Consider the following 16,734-nt stretch of genomic DNA (forward strand, 5'->3'; position numbering starts at 1 on the left):
TGAATGCATCAATTGCTCCTACACTGTGCGCATCCGTACATCGCTGGAGTTGCTTGATGCTGTCACTGCTCACCGATCATCCACTGGTCTGCGCATTGGTTCTGGTCCTGGTCGATCTCGGCCTGTGGCGTCTGATCAGCGCCAACGGCAGCCACTGGAAACTGGTCGTCCGCCTGCTGATTTTTTCGCTGTTCAGCGTCCTGCTGTTCAACGAAGGCCTGAATCCCCTGGAACCCGCCCCCTGGGCCGACAACGTGCCGCTGCACCTGGCCGCCACGGGGTTGCAGATCGGCTGGTGGCTGTTCGGCGCGCGGACCCTGACGGTGTTGATCGGCGCAGTGATGATGCAGCGGGTCGGGCACACCGGGCGCTTGCTCCAGGACCTGCTCGGCGCGGTGATTTTTCTCATCGCGATCATCGCCGCCCTGGCCTACGTGCTCGACCTGCCCGTCAAAGGCGTGCTCGCGACCTCCGGCGCCTTGGCAATCATTGTCGGGCTGGCGCTGCAAAGTACCCTCAGCGACGTGTTCTCGGGGATCGTCCTCAACACCACCAAACCCTATCAACTGGATGACTGGATCTCCATCGACGGCACCGAAGGCCGGGTCACCGACATCGACTGGCGTGCCACGCGCATGCAGACCGCGCAGGGCAGCATGGCGGTGATTCCCAACTCGCTGGCGGCCAAGGCCAAGATCATCAACTTCAGTCGGCCCAGCGACATCTTTGGCGTTTCGATCAGCCTGCAACTGAGTCCGCACGCGCGCCCGCAAACGGTGATTGATGCGCTGGAGCGGGCGATGGACGGTTGTCGCTTCCTGCTGAACAAACCGGCCCCGTGCGTCGCGCTCAAAGGCTCGAGCCCGGCCGGCGTGGAATACGAGATCAGCGGTTTCGTGGTGTCGATGGATCAGAAACGCATGGTGCGAAACCTGCTGTTTGACCTGGCGTACCGGCACTTGCAAGCGGCCGGGGTCAGCCTGTTGTCGAGCGTTGAATCGAACGCGCCAGCCGGCCTCTCGCGGCCACGGGCGTTGCTGGAAAGCTCGGCGATTTTCTCGACGTTGCGCCAGGAAGAGAAAGAAACCTTCAGCCAGCACATGACCTTGCAGACCTTCCGCGCCGGGGAAATGATCCTGCCGGCGGGGGAGGTCAGCGATCACTTGTTCATCATCGAGTCCGGGGTGGTTTCAGTGGCGTTGAGCCGGGGCGGGGTCAAGTTCGAGTCAGGGCGCATGGGCCCGGGCGAGGTGATCGGCGAGGGCGGCATCCTGTCCGACACCTCGGTGCCGGCCGACTTCAGCGCCAAGACCGCGTGCAGCCTGTACCGGATCGAGAAGGACTACCTCAAACCGTGCCTGGACGCGCGGCACGATATCGGCGAAGCGATGAAGGCGTTACTGGATTTCCGCTTGCACAAGGCGCAGACCTTGACCCAGGAAGTGCCCAAAGTGGTGGCGAAGAAAGGGTTTTTGCAGTGGCTGCGTGACCGGGCTTAGTGTTGGCGGATCGTCGCCACTTCCCGGTCAGGCCTTCGGCTCCACCGGCTTCCTGACCTGAGTGCAATTAAGAATTGATCGCATTCTAGTGGCGCCGCTCGAGCGCTGGCAATTGTCTTTTTTGCAGCGGCCTCCCATTGGCCTACTCGTCTTCTGAAATATTGGCTATTTGTCCGCAGCGCTGGCGGGATTAACTTAGCTCCACCCCCACTTGTATTGGAGCCCGCCATGAAACCTCGTATCGATTTCTACACCGCTTCCCCTGACGCGCTGAAAGCGATGATTGCGCTGGAAACCGCCGTTTCGAAGTTGCCGCTGGAAAAGAACCTGATTGAACTGGTCAAGCTGCGCACCTCGCAAATCAACGGCTGCGCGTTCTGCCTCGACATGCACAGCGCCGATGCCCGCAAGGGCGGTGAAGAAGAGCGTCGTCTGTACACGCTGTCGGCCTGGCGCGAAACGCCGTTCTTCAGCCCGCGTGAACGTGCGGCGCTGGCCTGGACCGAATCCTTGACGCTGGTGAGCCAGACCCATGCTTCGGACGAAGACTACGAACTGGCAACCTCCGAGTTCAGCCCCAAGGAAATGGTCGACCTGAGCGTGGCGATCACCACGATCAACGCCTGGAACCGCCTGGCGATTGGTTTTCGCAAAATGCCTCAAGCCTGATCAATGAGCGTCTGCTGACGGCGCGGCCGGTGGTTGCACCTTGCGCATCAAGGGCACCATCAGCGTCGCGATGATGAAGCAGACCATGATCATCAGAAACGCGTCGCCATAGGTTTGTGTCTGGGCTTCGCGGTACGTCAGCAGCCACAGCTGATGCAGGCTCGCGGTGACGCCAATGTCGCCGCTCTGGCCCAGGGCGGCGAAGTTGTTGCCGACCTGGGACAGCCACTGATTCAGCGCTTCGTTGGTGCTGTTCAAGTGCTCCGCCAACCGTGTGAAGTGCAGGTTGGTGCGGTCGTTGAGGATGGTCGCACAGGCCGCAATGCCGATGGCGCCACCCAGGTTTCTCATCAAGTTAAACAACCCCGAGGCATGCTTGAGCCGCGCCGGCGCCAGTCCGCCGAGGGTCAAGGTCACGGCGGGCGGCACCGCCAGTTGCTGGGCAATCCCGCGCAAGGCTTGCGGCAACATCAATTCTTTGGCCCCCCAGTCATGGGTGATCGGGCTGAAATCCCACATCGACAAGGCGAACAGCCCCAGGCCGGTCATCATGATCCAGCGCAGATCGACGCGGTTGGCCAGAAAGGCGTACAGCGGAATCGCCATGATCTGGAACACCCCGGTGGAGAAAACCGCCAGACCAATGTCCAGCGCGCCGTAGCCACGCACCCGGCCGAGAAACAGCGGCGTCAGGTAAATCGTCGCGAACAGGCCGATCCCGGTGACAAACGAAAAGAAACAGCCGAGGGCAAAGTTACGGTCTTTGAGGGCGCGCAGATCGACAATCGGGTTGGCCACGTGCAGCGTCCGGCCGATGAAGGCGAGACCGGCGAGGCCGCTGATCCACGCGGTGGTCAGGATCGTGCTGTCGCTGAACCAGTTCCAGCGCGGGCCTTCTTCGAGGGTGTATTCCAGGCAGCCGAGAAACAGCGCCATGAACACCATGCTCAGGTAGTCGGCGCCCTTGAGCAGCGACAATTCCGGCTGGTCGATTTTCACCAGCATCGGCACCGCCACGGCGACGAAAATGCCCGGTATCAGGTTGATGTAAAACAACCAGTGCCAGGATGAAATGTCGGTGATCCAGCCGCCAATCACCGGCCCCAGCGTCGGCGCCAAGGACGCCACCGCGCCGATGGTCGCCGCCGCAATCACCCGTTGTTTGCCAGTGAAGAAAAAGAACGCGGTGGTGAACACCAGCGGGATCATCGAACCGCCGAGAAAACCTTGCAGCGCCCGGAACGCGATCATGCTCTGGATGTTCCAGGCCGCACCGCAGAGCAGGCTGGCGAGGGTAAAACCGACCGCTGACGCACAGAACAGCCAGCGCGTCGAAAATACCCGGGACAGCCAGCCCGACAGGGGGATGACGATGATTTCGGCGATCAGGTAACTGGTCTGCACCCACGCGGTTTCGTCGGTGCCGGCCGACAGCCCGCCACCGATGTCGCGCAACGAGGCGGAGACGATCTGGATGTCCAGCAACGCGATGAACATGCCGATGCACATGCTGGCGAACGCGAAGACTTTGGTCGCCGTCGCCATGTCGGCGGCATTGAACGGTTGCGCGGGGACGGCGACGGCGCGGCTCATGGTGCGCTGGCCACGGCCGGGGTCTGCGGTGCTTCGCGGGTGTCCACTGCTGCGGTCACCGACAGGCCTGGACGCAAGTGACCGAGCACGCCGTCAGCCGGGTCGAGGATGATGCGCACCGGCACCCGCTGGACGATTTTGGTGAAGTTGCCCGTCGCGTTTTCCGGTGGCAGCACACTGAATTGCGCGCCGCTGGCCGGGGCGAGGCTGCCCAGATGACCGTGGAACTCACGCCCCGACAGCACGTCCGCGTGGATCACCACCCGTTGGCCGGGATTCATCCGCGCCAGTTGATCTTCCTTGAAGTTGGCATCGACCCACAAACCACTGGAGGGCACCACCGACAGCAACTGTGAACCGGCCTGCGCATACGCGCCGACCCGCGCCCGACGATTGCCGATCACGCCATCCATCGGCGCCTTGAGCTCGGTGTAACCGACGTTCAATTGCGCCAGATCCCGTTCGGCCCGGGCCTGCATCAGCGCGGCGCGGGCTTGCTGTTTCTGGGTGTCGATCACGTTCAACTGACGCTGCGCCGCGAGCAGTTCCGCCTGGGCCCGTGAACTGAGGGCTTGAGCGGTCTTGAATGTGGCATCGACGCGCTGGGCGCTTTCCACCGAGACGGCATTGGTGCCGACCAGTTTTTTGTAGCGCACGTTGTCGTCTCGCGAACGGGAGGTTTCGGCACCGGCAGCATCAATGCCGGCGCGGGCCTGACCGATCACCGCGTGTTGCAGTTGTTCAGTGGCATCGAGGTTGGCCAGCAGCGCCTCCTCGGCGGCGACCGCGCCTTCGGCCTTGGCCAGGTTGGCGCGGTAGTCGCGGGCGTCGAGGCGGATCAGCACGTCGCCAGCCTTCACTTGCTGGTTGTCGGTGACCAGTACTTCGTCGATGTAGCCGGCGACTTTCGGCCCGATCACCGTCACGTCGCCGCCGATGTAGGCGTCGTCGGTTTCCTCGATGAACCGGCCGGCAGTCCACCAATGCGCGGCGTAGAAGCCGACGAACAGCAAAGCGCCGATAACCAGGGTCAACACAATCACGCGCTTGAGCAGGGGAGGCTTGGCTGTGCTCACCGGGACAGCAAGGTCGGTTTCAAGGCTGGGCATGCTGGTCATGGAGGAATACCTGTGGGAAACGGGTTCTTTATTACGGCTGTAATATGACGCATGTAATATTTGCAGGCAATTTATTTTTGCTGCCGGTCGTCAGATGGTTATTTGAGCCAGTGGCGGGGAGTAACGCCGGTCATGTCCTTGAAGAACGCGATGAATGCGCTGTCGTTGGCAAAACCTGATTCGAAAGCGCTGTAGCTGATGCTGCGTCCGGTGGCGAGCAGTTCCATGGCCCGCATCAAACGCCACTGCTGGCGCCATTGCTGATAGCTCATGCCGGTCTCGCGCTGGAAGATCCGGCCAATCGTCCGGCCGCTGGCGCCGATCTGTTTTTCCAGTACCTGAAGCTCCGGTGGCAGTTGTTCAGGTGTTGCCAACAGCGGCGCCAGGCGTTTATCCCACGGCAAGGGCAACAGCATCGGTTGCTGCACCGCAGCGCCGACTTCACTCAGGCAAAGCCCCAACAGATGAACGAATTTGCCGTGTTGCCAATCGGTATCGAAGTCGGCGAGGGCGATGGGCTCCAGCACGGCGCGCAACAACGGGCTGACTTCGAGCACACAGACCTGCTGCGGTAAGTCGGCGCACAACGCCGGGATCAGGTAGATGGAGCGGTAGTCGACACTGTGTTGCATGACGGCGCGGTGTTCGATACCGGGCGGAATCCATGCGGCGCGGGAGGGTGGCAGCAGGCACAACTGTTGCGCGAGGGTAATGCGCGTGCAGCCTTGACGGGTGAACAACAACTGCCCGCGTTGATGGCGATGCAATCCGGAATCGTGGTCGCCGAGGGTGGCGGCGATGCCGATGACCGGCGCCGGATAACGGTCGGGATCGAAGGGGGTATTCGCGTCGAGCCAAGCCATGCTATGTCCGATTTCAATGATTAATTGGCAGGGTCTGGATAATACGTCAGTCACGGCTGTTTAAGCTGCTCGCCAGTTTTCTTGAACGAGTGAAGCGCTGATGAATTCCAAAAGCCTGATCGCATTGGCGATGGCGTTGCTGATGTTTCCACAGATCGCCCAGACCCTCTACAGCCCCGCACTGGGGGACATCGGCCAAGCGTTTGGCGTTGGCCCGCAGCAAGCCGGGCAAACCCTGTCGGTGTATTTCCTGGCGTTCGCATTCGGCGTGATGGCGTGGGGGCGCATGTGCGACCGGATCGGCCGCCGCCCCTCGATGCTCGCCGGGCTGGCGTTATATGCCGGGGCATCGATATTGGCACTCAATGCCCGCACGTTCGATGAACTGCTGGCGGCCCAGGCGCTGGCTGCCTTCGGTGCCGCGGTGGGTTCGGTCGTGACGCAAACCCTGTTGCGCGACCGTTTCAAAGGCGCGGAACTGGCCCAAGTGTTTTCGCTGATGGGCATTGCGCTGGCGGCCAGCCCGGCGCTGGGTCTGTTCACCGGCGCCAGTCTGGTGCAGGCGTTCGGTTATCGTGGGGTTTTGGCAGGCCTGCTGCTGTTGTCGGTGGCGCTAGGGCTGTGGTGCCTGCGATCCCTGCCGGAAACCCGACCGCACACCGTGAACACTCCCGCTCTGTCAGAGACCCTGTGGCGCATGCTGCGCGACCGTGATATCTGGCGCTCCACGTTACTGGTGGCGCTGTTCAACATCGCGTTGTTCAGCTACTACAGCCTCGGTCCCTTCATGGTTCAGCGCCTGCATTTGAGCGAGCAATGGTTCGGCTACAGCGGGGTGGTCCTGGCTTTGGGTTCAGGCCTTGGCGCCTGGCTCAACAAACGATTGCTGCGTCGAGGGGCGAGTGGTCCGCAGGTTATCCGCCTGGCAGGGGTGGTGATGCTGTTGGGCGCCAGTGGCGTGTGGTTACTGGACGCTCGTGCAGTGTTCGTGCTGCCGATGCTGCTGGTGGTGCTGGCGTTCGGAATGGCGATCCCGAATATCCTCGGTTCGGCATTGGCCAATTATGGCGATCGATTGGGCACGGCCGGCGCGCTGTTCGGGTTGTTCTATTACTTGTTGATTGGCGGCGGGTTGATGCTCGTCGTCTGGGGGCAGGCGTTGGGCGTGACGTTACTGTTGTGTGGCGCGGCCGCGTTGCTGTTGGCGTTGACCCTGGCGCGGCCAGCCGCGTGAACGAGCCTGGGCGATGTCCGGCGTTGCACCGGACATCGCACACCCCTTAAACGCGCTCGAAAATCGCCGCAATCCCTTGACCACCACCGATGCACATGGTCACCAGCGCGTAACGACCGTTGATGCGGTGCAGCTCGTGAATGGCCTTGGTGGCGATGATGGCGCCCGTTGCACCGACCGGGTGACCGAGGGAAATGCCCGAGCCGTTCGGGTTGACCTTGGCCGGGTCGAGGTCCAGTTCCTGGCTGACTGCGCAGGCTTGCGCGGCGAAGGCGATGTTGGCTTCGATCACATCCAGGTCCGCCACGGTCAGGCCGGCGCGTTTGAGCGCCAGGCGTGTCGCGGGGATCGGGCCGAGGCCCATCAGTTCCGGCTCGACGCCGGCGTGGGCGTAGCTGACCAGACGCGCCAGCGGACGCAGGTTGTTGGCTTGCACCGCGTTGCCGGTGGCCATGACCAGCGCCGCTGCGCCGTCGTTCAGGCCCGAAGCGTTGCCGGCAGTCACCGAACCGTCCTTCTTGAATGCAGCCTTCATGTTCGCCAGTTGTTCCAGCGAGGTGGCGCGCGGGTGTTCGTCGACGCTGAACAGTCGGGTTTCCTTGCGATCACGTACTTCGACGCCAACGATTTGCTCGCTGAAGTAGCCGTTGGCAATCGCAAACGCGGCGCGCTTCTGGTCTTCGAGGGCGAGGGCGTCCTGCATTTCCCGGGTGATGCCGTTGCGCTCGGCCACGTTCTCGGCGGTGATGCCCATGTGGATGCCATGGAACGGGTCATGCAGGATGCCGAGCATGTAGTCGATGGCCTGGACGTTGCCCATGCGCGCGCCCCAACGGGCGGAGGGCATCAGGTACGGCCCGCGGCTCATGGATTCGGCACCGGCGCCAATGACGATTTCGGCGTCGCCCAGTTGCAAGGTCTGGGCGGCGCTGATGATCGCTTGCAGGCCGGAACCGCACAGGCGATTGACGTTGTAGGCCGGGGTCTCTTTCGGCAGGCCGGCATTCATTGCGGCCACGCGAGAAATGTACGCGTCACGGGTTTCGGTCGGGATCACGTTGCCCATGACCAGGTGACCGATTTGCGCCGGGTCGACACCGGAGCGTTGCAGCGCGGCCTTGACGGCCGTGGTCGCCAGATCGGCCAGCGGCACGTCTTTGAGTGAACCGCCGAAAGTGCCGATGGCGGTACGGGCGGCGCTGACGACGAAAACTTCTGGGGTGTTCATGACGGCTTTCCTTTGGATGGGTTCTTTTCGGTGCTGCGATTGAGGATGGCGTTCAACGCGGTCTGCGCTTCGGGGCTGTTCAAGCGCTCGATGAACAACAGGTTTTCCTGGCGAATGGTGGCTTGCAGTTCTGCCTGCAGCGGCTGTTTGAGCAACTGTCGGGTCTGACGCAAGGACTCCTGAGGCAACGCCAGCAGGCGCCGCGCCGCTTTTTCGGCGGCGGCCAGGCATTGTTGGCCATCGTCGAACGCTTCATTGGCCAAACCCCAGGCCACGGCTTGCGCACCGTCGAGACCGTCGCCCCACAGCAGCAGACGCGCGGCGCGGGCATGGCCGAGCAGGCGCGGCAGCAACAGGCTGGCGCCGAATTCCGGGCACAGGCCAAGGTTGACGAATGGCACGCGCAGCTTGGCGTTATGGGTGACCAGCACCGCATCGCAATGCAGCAACAGCGTGGTGCCGATGCCGATGGCTGCTCCACAAACGGCCGCAATCAACGGTTTTTGCAGATGAGTAACGACGCGCATCAGGCGAAACGCCGGGCTGTCCAGGTGCGTCGGCGGGTGCTGGAGAAAGTCCGCCAGATCGTTGCCGCTGGTGAAACACGAGGCGCCGCCGGTGATGATGATCACGCCGGTTTGCCCGTCCTCGTCGGCGGCCAGCAACAGGTCGGCCAACTGTGTGTACATGCCGTTGTTCAGCGCGTTGAGCTTGTCGGGACGGTCAATCGTCAGCGTCAGTACGCCGTCGACGCGTTGTTGTTTGATCAGGTCGTTCATTGAGAGCCCTGGGGATTCTTTACGTCAGGCACTCTAAGCGCGCGGCCGGCGCTGGAGCTATGACAAAACGGGTCAACGCACCTGCTTCTTTTTGCCATGTTGCCCGGCGCACACACCCATTCGGGGTATGGCGCCGCTGGCCCGATCGCTCAATAGTGGGCGCAACCGGTCATCCAGAACCGACTTCGCTTGATAAGGTGAATTTGCTATGCGCAAGGCCCTCATGGTGATTTCCAGTCTGTTACTTGCTCCGCTGATCCTTAGCGCCCACGCCGCCGACGTGGACGACAGTCACACGCTGCGGCTTTATAACTGGGCCGATTACATCGGCGAAAAGACCATTGCCGACTTCGAGAAGGCCTCGGGGATCAAGGTGATCTACGACACCTTCGATGCCTACGAAACGGTTCAGGCCAAGTTGCTGACCGGCCACTCCGGCTATGACCTGATCGTGCTGAATGCTTCGCTGGCGCCGCCATTGATCAAAGCCAAGGTGTTCCAGCCACTGGACAAGAAGTTACTGCCGGGCTGGACCAACCTGGACCCGAAAGTCTTGCAGGACTTGCAGGGCTTCGACGCCGGCACGGTGTATTCCGCGCCGTATACCTGGGGCAGTAACGGCATCACCTACAACGTCGACAAGATCAAGGAACGCATGCCGGACGCACCGATTGGTTCGCTGGCAATGATCTTCGACCCGAAAATCGTCTCGCGCTTCGCCGATTGCGGCGTGACCCTGGTCGATGCGCCCACCGAAGTCATTCCGCTGGCCCTGAAGTACCTGGGACGCGACCCGAGAAGCGCAGCGCCGGCGGACCTGAAAGCCGCCCAGGATTTGCTGTTGTCGGTGCGGCCGTACATCCGCAAGTTCGACTCGGTCAACTACCTGACCAGCCTGCCCAATGGTGATGTGTGCATGGCCATGACCTGGTCCGGCGACTACGCGACCGCCATGGCCCGCGCCGAAGAAGCCAAGTTGAAGATCAATCTGGCCTATTTCATTCCCAAGGAAGGTTCGCTGATCTGGTTCGACAACATGTACATCCCCGCCGATGCGCCCCACGTGGCCAACGCGCACAAGTTCCTCGACTACTTGCTGCAGCCGCAAGTCATGGCCGACGTGACGGACTACATCCACTACGCCAACAGCAACGCGGCGGCCACGCCGTTACTGAATGCCGACGTGCGATCCAACCCGGCGATCTACCCCGATGACGAAACCCGCCAACGCCTGTTCCCACAAAAGACCCAGGACGCCAAAGACATGCGCGCCATGACCCGGGTGTGGAGCACGGTGAAAAGCGGGATCTGATCGTTCAATTGTTCTGTTTGAGGTTTTTTTATGGTGACTGCAACTCACAAAGCGCTGGCGGGCATTGATAACGCCCAGTTGGTCAAAGCCGATAAAGCGCATTACATGCACGGCTATCACATGTTCGACGAACACGCCGAACAGGGTTCGCTGAACATTGTGGGCGGTGACGGTGCTTACATTGTCGACGCCCACGGCAACCGGTTTCTCGATGCGGTGGGCGGGATGTGGTGCACCAATATCGGTTTGGGCCGCGAAGAAATGGCCTTGGCGATTGCCGATCAGGTGCGGCAACTGGCGTATTCGAATCCGTTTTCCGACATGTCCAATAACGTCGCCATTCAGTTGTGCGAAAAACTCGCCAGCCTGGCTCCCGGCGATCTCGATCACGTGTTCCTGACCACCGGAGGTTCGACGGCGGTGGACACGGCTTACCGGCTGATTCAGTACTACCAGAACTGCCGGGGCAAACCGGAGAAAAAACACGTCATCGCCCGGTTCAACGCCTATCACGGCTCCACCACCCTGACCATGTCGATCGGCAACAAGGCGGCGGACCGGGTGCCGGAGTTCGATTACGCCAACGACAAGATTCACCACGTCTCCAACCCCAACCCGTACCGCGCGCCGGACGGCATGGACGAGGCGCAGTTTCTCGAGTTTCTGATCCAGGAATTCGAAGACAAGATCCTGGCCATCGGCGCGGACAAGGTCGCGGGTTTTTTTGCCGAGCCGATCATGGGTTCCGGCGGCGTGATCATCCCGCCCAAGGGCTACCTCAAACGCATGTGGGAGGTCTGCCAGCGCTACGACATTCTGTTTGTCGCCGACGAGGTCGTGACCTCGTTCGGGCGCCTGGGCAAGTTCTTCGCCTCGTATGACCTGTTCGACGTGCAGCCGGACATCATCACCACCGCCAAGGGCCTGACCTCGGCTTATCTGCCGCTGGGGGCGTGTATTTTTTCCGACCGGATCTGGAAAGTCATTGCCGAACCCGGCACGGGCCGCTGCTTTACCCACGGTTTTACCTACAGCGGTCACCCGGTGTGCTGCACGGCAGCGCTGAAAAACATCGAGATCATCGAGCGCGAAAACCTCTTGGAACACGTCGAGGTGGTCGGCGCCTATCTTGAAGAACGCCTGGCGACGCTCAGCGATTTGCCGCTGGTGGGTGATGTGCGCTGCCAGAAGTTCATGGCGTGCGTGGAGTTTGTCGCGGATAAACGCACCAAGGCGCTGTTTGCCGACGCGATCAACATTGGCGAGATGATTCATTCGCGCGCGCAATCGCGAGGTTTGCTGGTGCGGCCGATCATGCACCTCAACGTGATGTCGCCGCCGCTGATCCTGACCTGCGCGCAGGTGGACGAGATCGTCGAGATCCTGCGGGTGTGCATCCTGGAAGTGGCTGCCGAGCTGGAACAGAACGGCCTGTATTTTGGCCAATGAGTGCCGCCAATCCACGGTTACCAGGCGTCGGTTCTCCCGCTAGACTGCGGGGCATGAGCAAACCCAACGACGACACCCTGATCGCATTGCCCTTCGGGGCACTGCATAAATGGCACGGCGACATGCGCGAGGCCTTCGCCCATCTCGACGCGCCTGACGCCCTGCAATACCTGGCGTCGGCGTTCGGGCATCTGGTGGCCGTCGAGTCGGTGATGATCAGCCTGGAGCACAAGGACCGGGCGCCGCAGTTGCTGTATCAGCGCGGTATACCGGAAAAGTATCGGGAGTCGATCATCGACCGCTATTTTTCCGGTGGTTATTTGCTCGACCCGTTCTGCCTGGCGGTGGAGCAGGGCTTGGCCGAAGGCTTTTATCACCTGGAGGAAATCGCCCCGGACAACTTTTTCGACAGCGAGTACTACAAGACCTATTACCTGAAGGCCGGCAGCTCGGAAGACAGTTTCTACATCGTGCACACCGGCGATGACACCAAGGTCTGCATCAGTCTCTTTCAAGGGTTTGGCGGTGAAAGCCTGCGGGTGGAACAGCTCAACCTGCTGCGGGCGGTCGAGCCGCTGGTGCGCGAGTTCATTGCCGAGTTTGGCCGTCGCGGCCTGCGATACAGCGTGGCCGATCACGAGGCGAGCGGTGGCGACGATCTCAAGCATCGCGTGCAGTCGGCGTTCGAAAATTTCGGTTGTGATTTGTTGACCGAACGCGAACGGGAAGTGGCGCACATGGTGCTGCGGGGCCACTCCGTCAAGTCCACCGCCAGCCAGATGAACATCTCGCCCGAGACCGTGCGCATGCACCGCAAGAACCTCTACCTGAAACTGAACGTCGGTTCACAGTCGGAGCTGTTTGCACTGTTTATCGAGTGGTTGCGCCAGCACTGAGCCCAACCCAGGACACAGGTGCTCAACGTCGGCGTTCATCGAAGCAACGCTACTGCTTGAGCAACTGGCTGAACGCTTCCAGCTCGCTTTTTTCCAGGTCGGACACCAGCACAAAACGCATGTGGTTCTCCTGCCAGGACACCACATTGAAGCCACGAATCGCCTGACTCTGCCGTGGCGTGTCCGCTTGCGGCGTGGGCAGGATAAACACGTTGATGATGTGCTTGGCCCGCCCATAACTCAGGGCCGCCGTGGTCTGGTGTTGCAGGTAATCCAGCCGTCCGCCCAACAGTGGAAAACCTTGCGCCGAGTAGTCGGATACCGGCGGTGAGAAGTCCAGTTTGCCGGTAAACCACGGTTTGACAGTGTGCCGGTCGGATGACACCACATCGTTCAAATGCTCGCCCATCAACGAGCGGACATGACTGGAGACCGCCTCGTCCATCAACGGTTGTTCGCCGCTCGGGGTTGCCACATAGAGCACCACCGCCAACGCCAGCGCCGTCGCTGAAAACACCGGCGCAAACCATTTTCGCCAAGGCGCGACGACGCGGAGGGGGGGCGGCTCGGGGGCGAACACTTGAGCCGTCAGCGATGCCGGCGCGGCGTAATACGGCGCATGGCGCTGCACACTGGCAGTCAACCGCTTCGCCTGATCCAGCAACCGCGCGCACTCGGTGCACTTGGCCAAATGCGCGGCCACTGTCGCCGCCGTCGCCGGATCCAGTTCCTGGTCCAGATAGCCGTGCATCTGCGTCTGGCAAACCGTGCAGTCGAGTTCATTCATGGTCGTGCAACTTCAGTAGTTCGCGCTTGAGCTGGGTGCGGGCCCGGGCCAGTCGCGACATGACCGTGCCGATGGGAATGTCGACCACCAGGGCGATGTCCTTGTAGGGCATGTCTTCGAGTTCCTTCAGCACAATCACCTCACGAAACACCGGCGGCAGAGCGCCCAGAGCTTGCTGGATCAGCGCCGCATTTTCCGTGTGAATGGCCAGCAGTTCCGGGGTCTGGCTGTGGCTCAGCGCGGTGTCGTCGTCGGCCAGTTCGTCGCCGATAGCGACCCAATGCTGACCGGCCGAGGCCTTGAGCCAGGTGAAGCTTTCGTTGCGCACGATGGTCAGGAACCAGGCCTTGGCGTTGCCGTCGGCGAAGCGGTGCAAGAATCTGAAAGCGCGCAAGGCGCTTTCCTGCACGACATCGCGTGCGGCGCTGTCGTTACCGGTGAGCCAGCGCGCGAGGTTGTAGGCGGCGTCCATATGGGGCGCAAACAGTTCCTCAAATCGCTTCATAGTGGTTTCCGCACTGTCCCACCCCTATAACTGTCCGGCGCAGGGTTTTATTCCCGGAAAAAAACTTATTTTTCGACATGGAATAAACACGCCTGCCGCCCGGTTGTATCTCGTGTCAGCTACATCACTGTAGTCCGCCAGCGAGGGCATACCGATGGACATTCAAACAAAACACCCACTGCGCACCGACGGCCCGCTCAACCCGGACCGCCGAACGTTGCTCAAGTGCTCGGCGTGGGCCGGGGCCGGGGTGATCTGGGCCCTGAGCGGCGGCATCCCCCGGGCCTTCGCGCTGGACGAGGCGGGCAACGTCGCCGACCCCAAGGCGCTCGCCAGCACGTTCCATTTCGTGCAGATCAGCGACTCGCACATCGGCTTCAACAAAGAGGCCAATCCCGAACCGGTGAAGACCTTGCAGGTGGCCATCGACAAAGTCATCGCGTTGCCGAAACGGCCGTCGCTGATCCTCCACACCGGCGACATCACCCACCTGTCCAAACCCGATGAGTTCGATACCGCCGCGCAATTGCTCAAAGGGTTGCCGTCCACCGTGCACTACATACCGGGCGAGCACGACACCCTCGATGAGGGCGGCGGCAAGCTGTATCTGGAGCGCTACGGCAAAGGCACCAAAGGCAATGGCTGGTACAGCTTCGATGACCACGGCGTGCATTTCATCGCACTGGTGAATGTCTTCAACTTCCAGGCCGGCCACGAAGCGACGCTCGGCGCCGAGCAATTGGCCTGGCTCGCCGATGACTTGCGCGCTGTGACCAGCAGCACGCCGATTGTGGTGTTTACCCATATTCCGTTGTGGACGATTTATCAGCCGTGGGGGTGGGGCACCGAGGACGGCGATCAGGCGATTGCCATGCTGCGCAAATACGGTTCGGTGACGGTGTTGAACGGGCATATCCACCAGGTCATCCAGAAGGTCGAAGGCAATGTCACCTTCCACACCGCCCGTGGCACGGCATACCCACAACCCGCACCGGGCGCGGCGCCGGCTCCCGGGCCGATGACGGTGGCGGCGGATCAGTTGCGCAATTATCTGGGGATCACCGACGTGCGCGCGACGCAGGGCGACCATCCGTTGGCACTGATCGATTCGACGCTGGTTTAGCGGAGGGCGTACCGATGAAAAGCGCATTGTTGGCCGTGGTCTGCCTGATGCTGTCGATGCCGGCGTGGGCACAGGACGTGAAAATCGATATCAAGGAGTTCATGTTCGGCCCCAAGGATTTGACCGTGGCCGTGGGCACCAAAGTGACGTGGGTCAATGACGACCAGATCCCGCACACGGTGGCGGAAACCCACAAGGCGTTTCGCTCGGGGGCGCTGGACACCAACGACAGTTTTTCCTGGGTGTTCAACACGCCGGGGGAATTTGAGTATTTTTGTGCGCTGCACCCGCAGATGATCGGGAAGATTGTGGTGAGCCAGTGAATGCGCGGCAGCAGCATGGGAGATTCAACTGAAGAAACACCAACCCTCCTGTGGGAGCGGGCTTGCTCGCGAAGGCGGTCTATCCGTTGGCATCATTGTTAGCTGACACACCGCTTTCGCGAGCCAGCCCGCGCCCACAAGGGCATTCGACAGGTTGAATCCTGCCGGAGTCGTTGTTGTCGGTGCGCAAAGCGTGGTCATGCAGTTCGCGGTAGGCATCGACCAGTTGCTGCTGGGTAAACGCACGATTTCGCCCGCTGGGATTGGGCAGGATCCAGACCGTTGCATCGCCGAAGGGGTTGGGCTGAAGCCCCCACTCGACCTGCTTTTGCCCGGATAACGCGCAATACGCCGCTTTGCCGAGAAACGCCACGTAACGCGGCGCATAGCGGCGGATTTTCTGTTCGAAATCGGCGGCGGCAGCGCTGAATTCATCCTTCGACAACTGATCTGCACGTGCTGTCGGCCGCTCCACCACGGCGGTCAAGCCGCATTGATGCTGCAAAATCGTCCGGTCGTGTTCCGGGGGCACCTGCTCAGGGGTAAAGCCCGACAGATGCAGCGTGCGCCAGAAGCGATTGCTCCTGCCTGCGAAATGGTGCCCTTGGGCGGCGGCCATCATGCCCGGATTGATCCCGCAAAAAATCACCGCCAGGTGTTCGCCCAGAATATCTTCCAGCCTGTTACCCACCGCAGATCACGCGGACTGCATTGCGTGCCAGTTCCGTCAGTTGCTCACGGGATTTTCCGGCCCGCGCACGAATCGAAATGCTGTGCAGCAGCGATGACGCGAGGACGGCGAGCGCGGCGGCGTCGGCGTCGCTTTTCAGCTCGCCGGCATCGATGGCGGTTCGCAGGCGCGTTTCCAGATCGACATCGAGCCGGCTGAGCCGGTCGGACAGCACCTCGCGAATTTCCGGGTCTTCGGCCGCTTCGGTGGTCGCCGTGCCGATGGCAAAGCAGCCGCGCGGCTGGCCGTCGCCCGAGAAGTAGATCGACAACTGCCCCTCATAAAACCGCATCAGCGCATCGGGTAGCGCCAGCGTGGGGTCCGTCAGCGCCTCGTGCATCGCAGCGGCGGCAAATTCCCAATATTGCTCCAGAGCCTTGATGTAGAGCGCGTGTTTGTCACCGAACGCGGCATACAGACTCGGCCGGTTCATCCCGGCGGCGGTGGCGATGCTGTCCAGCGACGCACCGGAATAACCGGTGCTCCAGAACACCCCCAGCGCTTGCTGCAACGCTGTCTGCGGGTCGTAAGCGCGAGGGCGGCCGCGACCTTTGCCCTCGCCGATGTTTTTTTGTGCCATGTCGTATAAAAACCTTGAGTGAAGGTGAGTGCGGATATATTCTTAC

General features: G+C 61.5%; 16 protein-coding genes and 1 pseudogene. 8 read left to right on the top strand and 9 right to left on the bottom strand.

Annotation, left to right across the window (positions count from 1 at the left end; translation table 11 throughout):
* The first annotated feature begins 56 nt into the window (after positions 1 to 56).
* Together ACQKP4_RS04050 and ACQKP4_RS04055 are read left to right on the top strand one after the other, a co-directional pair.
* Positions 57 to 1,499: a mechanosensitive ion channel domain-containing protein gene (locus ACQKP4_RS04050; RefSeq protein ID WP_427630643.1), complete on the top strand. Its 1,443-nt coding sequence runs from the start codon at positions 57 to 59 to the stop codon at positions 1,497 to 1,499.
* A gap of 228 nt (positions 1,500 to 1,727) precedes the next feature.
* Entirely contained in the window at positions 1,728 to 2,168 is a 441-nt protein-coding gene (locus ACQKP4_RS04055) for a carboxymuconolactone decarboxylase family protein (protein ID WP_427630645.1), read from the top strand.
* Here the strand turns inward: ACQKP4_RS04055 and ACQKP4_RS04060 are convergent, their stop codons facing one another.
* From ACQKP4_RS04060 to ACQKP4_RS04070, 3 genes are all read right to left on the bottom strand, one after another.
* Positions 2,169 to 3,761, bottom strand: coding sequence for a DHA2 family efflux MFS transporter permease subunit (locus ACQKP4_RS04060; protein ID WP_427630647.1), 1,593 nt, complete (start codon positions 3,759 to 3,761; stop codon positions 2,169 to 2,171).
* On the bottom strand, positions 3,758 to 4,879 hold the full coding sequence (locus ACQKP4_RS04065) for an HlyD family secretion protein (RefSeq protein ID WP_427630649.1): 1,122 nt from the start codon (positions 4,877 to 4,879) through the stop codon (positions 3,758 to 3,760). Before ACQKP4_RS04065 ends, ACQKP4_RS04060 begins: the two co-directional genes overlap by 4 nt.
* A 98-nt stretch (positions 4,880 to 4,977) precedes the next feature.
* Complete coding sequence (locus ACQKP4_RS04070; protein ID WP_427630651.1) at positions 4,978 to 5,742, bottom strand: AraC family transcriptional regulator; 765 nt, start codon at positions 5,740 to 5,742, stop codon at positions 4,978 to 4,980.
* Positions 5,743 to 5,842: 100 nt separating this feature from the next.
* Here ACQKP4_RS04070 and ACQKP4_RS04075 point away from each other — a divergent pair, with 100 nt between their 5' ends.
* On the top strand, positions 5,843 to 6,976 hold the full coding sequence (locus ACQKP4_RS04075; RefSeq protein ID WP_427630653.1) for an MFS transporter: 1,134 nt from the start codon (positions 5,843 to 5,845) through the stop codon (positions 6,974 to 6,976).
* 46 nt (positions 6,977 to 7,022) lie between these two features.
* Here the strand turns inward: ACQKP4_RS04075 and ACQKP4_RS04080 are convergent, their stop codons facing one another.
* Both ACQKP4_RS04080 and ACQKP4_RS04085 read right to left on the bottom strand, forming a co-directional pair.
* Positions 7,023 to 8,204: an acetyl-CoA C-acyltransferase family protein gene (locus ACQKP4_RS04080; protein ID WP_427630655.1), complete on the bottom strand. Its 1,182-nt coding sequence runs from the start codon at positions 8,202 to 8,204 to the stop codon at positions 7,023 to 7,025.
* Complete coding sequence (locus ACQKP4_RS04085; RefSeq protein ID WP_427630657.1) at positions 8,201 to 8,983, bottom strand: enoyl-CoA hydratase; 783 nt, start codon at positions 8,981 to 8,983, stop codon at positions 8,201 to 8,203. The genes ACQKP4_RS04080 and ACQKP4_RS04085 overlap by 4 nt, the downstream gene beginning before the upstream one ends.
* Before the next feature lie 208 nt (positions 8,984 to 9,191).
* Here ACQKP4_RS04085 and ACQKP4_RS04090 point away from each other — a divergent pair, with 208 nt between their 5' ends.
* The 3 genes from ACQKP4_RS04090 to ACQKP4_RS04100 are packed head-to-tail and all read left to right on the top strand — an operon-like array spanning position 9,192 to position 12,640.
* Positions 9,192 to 10,295 carry a polyamine ABC transporter substrate-binding protein gene (locus ACQKP4_RS04090; RefSeq protein ID WP_427630659.1) on the top strand — a complete coding sequence of 368 codons (1,104 nt, stop codon included), beginning with the start codon at positions 9,192 to 9,194 and terminating at the stop codon, positions 10,293 to 10,295.
* A gap of 30 nt (positions 10,296 to 10,325) precedes the next feature.
* Positions 10,326 to 11,744: an aminotransferase gene (locus tag ACQKP4_RS04095; protein ID WP_427630660.1), complete on the top strand. Its 1,419-nt coding sequence runs from the start codon at positions 10,326 to 10,328 to the stop codon at positions 11,742 to 11,744.
* Between the two features lie 53 nt (positions 11,745 to 11,797).
* Positions 11,798 to 12,640 (top strand): helix-turn-helix transcriptional regulator, encoded by an 843-nt coding sequence (locus tag ACQKP4_RS04100; RefSeq protein ID WP_427630662.1) that lies wholly within the window; start codon positions 11,798 to 11,800, stop codon positions 12,638 to 12,640.
* A gap of 49 nt (positions 12,641 to 12,689) precedes the next feature.
* Here ACQKP4_RS04100 and ACQKP4_RS04105 read toward each other — a convergent pair whose 3' ends face one another.
* A complete protein-coding gene (locus tag ACQKP4_RS04105; RefSeq protein ID WP_427630664.1) occupies positions 12,690 to 13,427 on the bottom strand; it encodes an anti-sigma factor family protein in 738 nt (245 codons plus the stop codon).
* Positions 13,420 to 13,932, bottom strand: coding sequence for a sigma-70 family RNA polymerase sigma factor (locus ACQKP4_RS04110; RefSeq protein ID WP_427630665.1), 513 nt, complete (start codon positions 13,930 to 13,932; stop codon positions 13,420 to 13,422). Before ACQKP4_RS04110 ends, ACQKP4_RS04105 begins: the two co-directional genes overlap by 8 nt.
* A 154-nt stretch (positions 13,933 to 14,086) precedes the next feature.
* Between ACQKP4_RS04110 and ACQKP4_RS04115 the strand changes: the two genes are divergently transcribed.
* On the top strand, positions 14,087 to 15,055 hold the full coding sequence (locus ACQKP4_RS04115) for a metallophosphoesterase family protein (RefSeq protein ID WP_427630667.1): 969 nt from the start codon (positions 14,087 to 14,089) through the stop codon (positions 15,053 to 15,055).
* A 14-nt stretch (positions 15,056 to 15,069) separates the two neighbouring features.
* Complete coding sequence (locus ACQKP4_RS04120) at positions 15,070 to 15,378, top strand: cupredoxin domain-containing protein (protein WP_427630669.1); 309 nt, start codon at positions 15,070 to 15,072, stop codon at positions 15,376 to 15,378.
* 199 nt (positions 15,379 to 15,577) lie between these two features.
* Here ACQKP4_RS04120 and mug read toward each other — a convergent pair.
* Together mug and ACQKP4_RS04130 are read right to left on the bottom strand one after the other, a co-directional pair.
* Positions 15,578 to 16,069: pseudogene (gene mug / locus ACQKP4_RS04125) on the bottom strand (G/U mismatch-specific DNA glycosylase); the annotation flags it as partial.
* Positions 16,062 to 16,688 carry a TetR/AcrR family transcriptional regulator gene (locus ACQKP4_RS04130; protein ID WP_427630671.1) on the bottom strand — a complete coding sequence of 209 codons (627 nt, stop codon included), beginning with the start codon at positions 16,686 to 16,688 and terminating at the stop codon, positions 16,062 to 16,064. The gene ACQKP4_RS04130 and the pseudogene mug, both read right to left, overlap by 8 nt.
* Positions 16,689 to 16,734: the final 46 nt, after the last annotated feature.

The organism is Pseudomonas sp. NPDC086278, from assembly GCF_050280905.1.
Classification (GTDB): Bacteria; Pseudomonadota; Gammaproteobacteria; order Pseudomonadales; family Pseudomonadaceae; genus Aquipseudomonas.

What these genes read in the sequence shown, in the direction of transcription:
- ACQKP4_RS04050 (WP_427630643.1), top strand. Translation starts at nt 57, where the DNA reads ATGCTGTCACTGCTCACCGATCATCCACTGGTCTGCGCATTGGTTCTG.
- ACQKP4_RS04055 (WP_427630645.1), top strand. Translation starts at nt 1,728, where the DNA reads ATGAAACCTCGTATCGATTTCTACACCGCTTCCCCTGACGCGCTGAAA.
- ACQKP4_RS04060 (WP_427630647.1), bottom strand. Translation starts at nt 3,761, where the DNA reads ATGAGCCGCGCCGTCGCCGTCCCCGCGCAACCGTTCAATGCCGCCGAC.
- ACQKP4_RS04065 (WP_427630649.1), bottom strand. Translation starts at nt 4,879, where the DNA reads ATGACCAGCATGCCCAGCCTTGAAACCGACCTTGCTGTCCCGGTGAGC.
- ACQKP4_RS04070 (WP_427630651.1), bottom strand. Translation starts at nt 5,742, where the DNA reads ATGGCTTGGCTCGACGCGAATACCCCCTTCGATCCCGACCGTTATCCG.
- ACQKP4_RS04075 (WP_427630653.1), top strand. Translation starts at nt 5,843, where the DNA reads ATGAATTCCAAAAGCCTGATCGCATTGGCGATGGCGTTGCTGATGTTT.
- ACQKP4_RS04080 (WP_427630655.1), bottom strand. Translation starts at nt 8,204, where the DNA reads ATGAACACCCCAGAAGTTTTCGTCGTCAGCGCCGCCCGTACCGCCATC.
- ACQKP4_RS04085 (WP_427630657.1), bottom strand. Translation starts at nt 8,983, where the DNA reads ATGAACGACCTGATCAAACAACAACGCGTCGACGGCGTACTGACGCTG.
- ACQKP4_RS04090 (WP_427630659.1), top strand. Translation starts at nt 9,192, where the DNA reads ATGCGCAAGGCCCTCATGGTGATTTCCAGTCTGTTACTTGCTCCGCTG.
- ACQKP4_RS04095 (WP_427630660.1), top strand. Translation starts at nt 10,326, where the DNA reads ATGGTGACTGCAACTCACAAAGCGCTGGCGGGCATTGATAACGCCCAG.
- ACQKP4_RS04100 (WP_427630662.1), top strand. Translation starts at nt 11,798, where the DNA reads ATGAGCAAACCCAACGACGACACCCTGATCGCATTGCCCTTCGGGGCA.
- ACQKP4_RS04105 (WP_427630664.1), bottom strand. Translation starts at nt 13,427, where the DNA reads ATGAATGAACTCGACTGCACGGTTTGCCAGACGCAGATGCACGGCTAT.
- ACQKP4_RS04110 (WP_427630665.1), bottom strand. Translation starts at nt 13,932, where the DNA reads ATGAAGCGATTTGAGGAACTGTTTGCGCCCCATATGGACGCCGCCTAC.
- ACQKP4_RS04115 (WP_427630667.1), top strand. Translation starts at nt 14,087, where the DNA reads ATGGACATTCAAACAAAACACCCACTGCGCACCGACGGCCCGCTCAAC.
- ACQKP4_RS04120 (WP_427630669.1), top strand. Translation starts at nt 15,070, where the DNA reads ATGAAAAGCGCATTGTTGGCCGTGGTCTGCCTGATGCTGTCGATGCCG.
- ACQKP4_RS04130 (WP_427630671.1), bottom strand. Translation starts at nt 16,688, where the DNA reads ATGGCACAAAAAAACATCGGCGAGGGCAAAGGTCGCGGCCGCCCTCGC.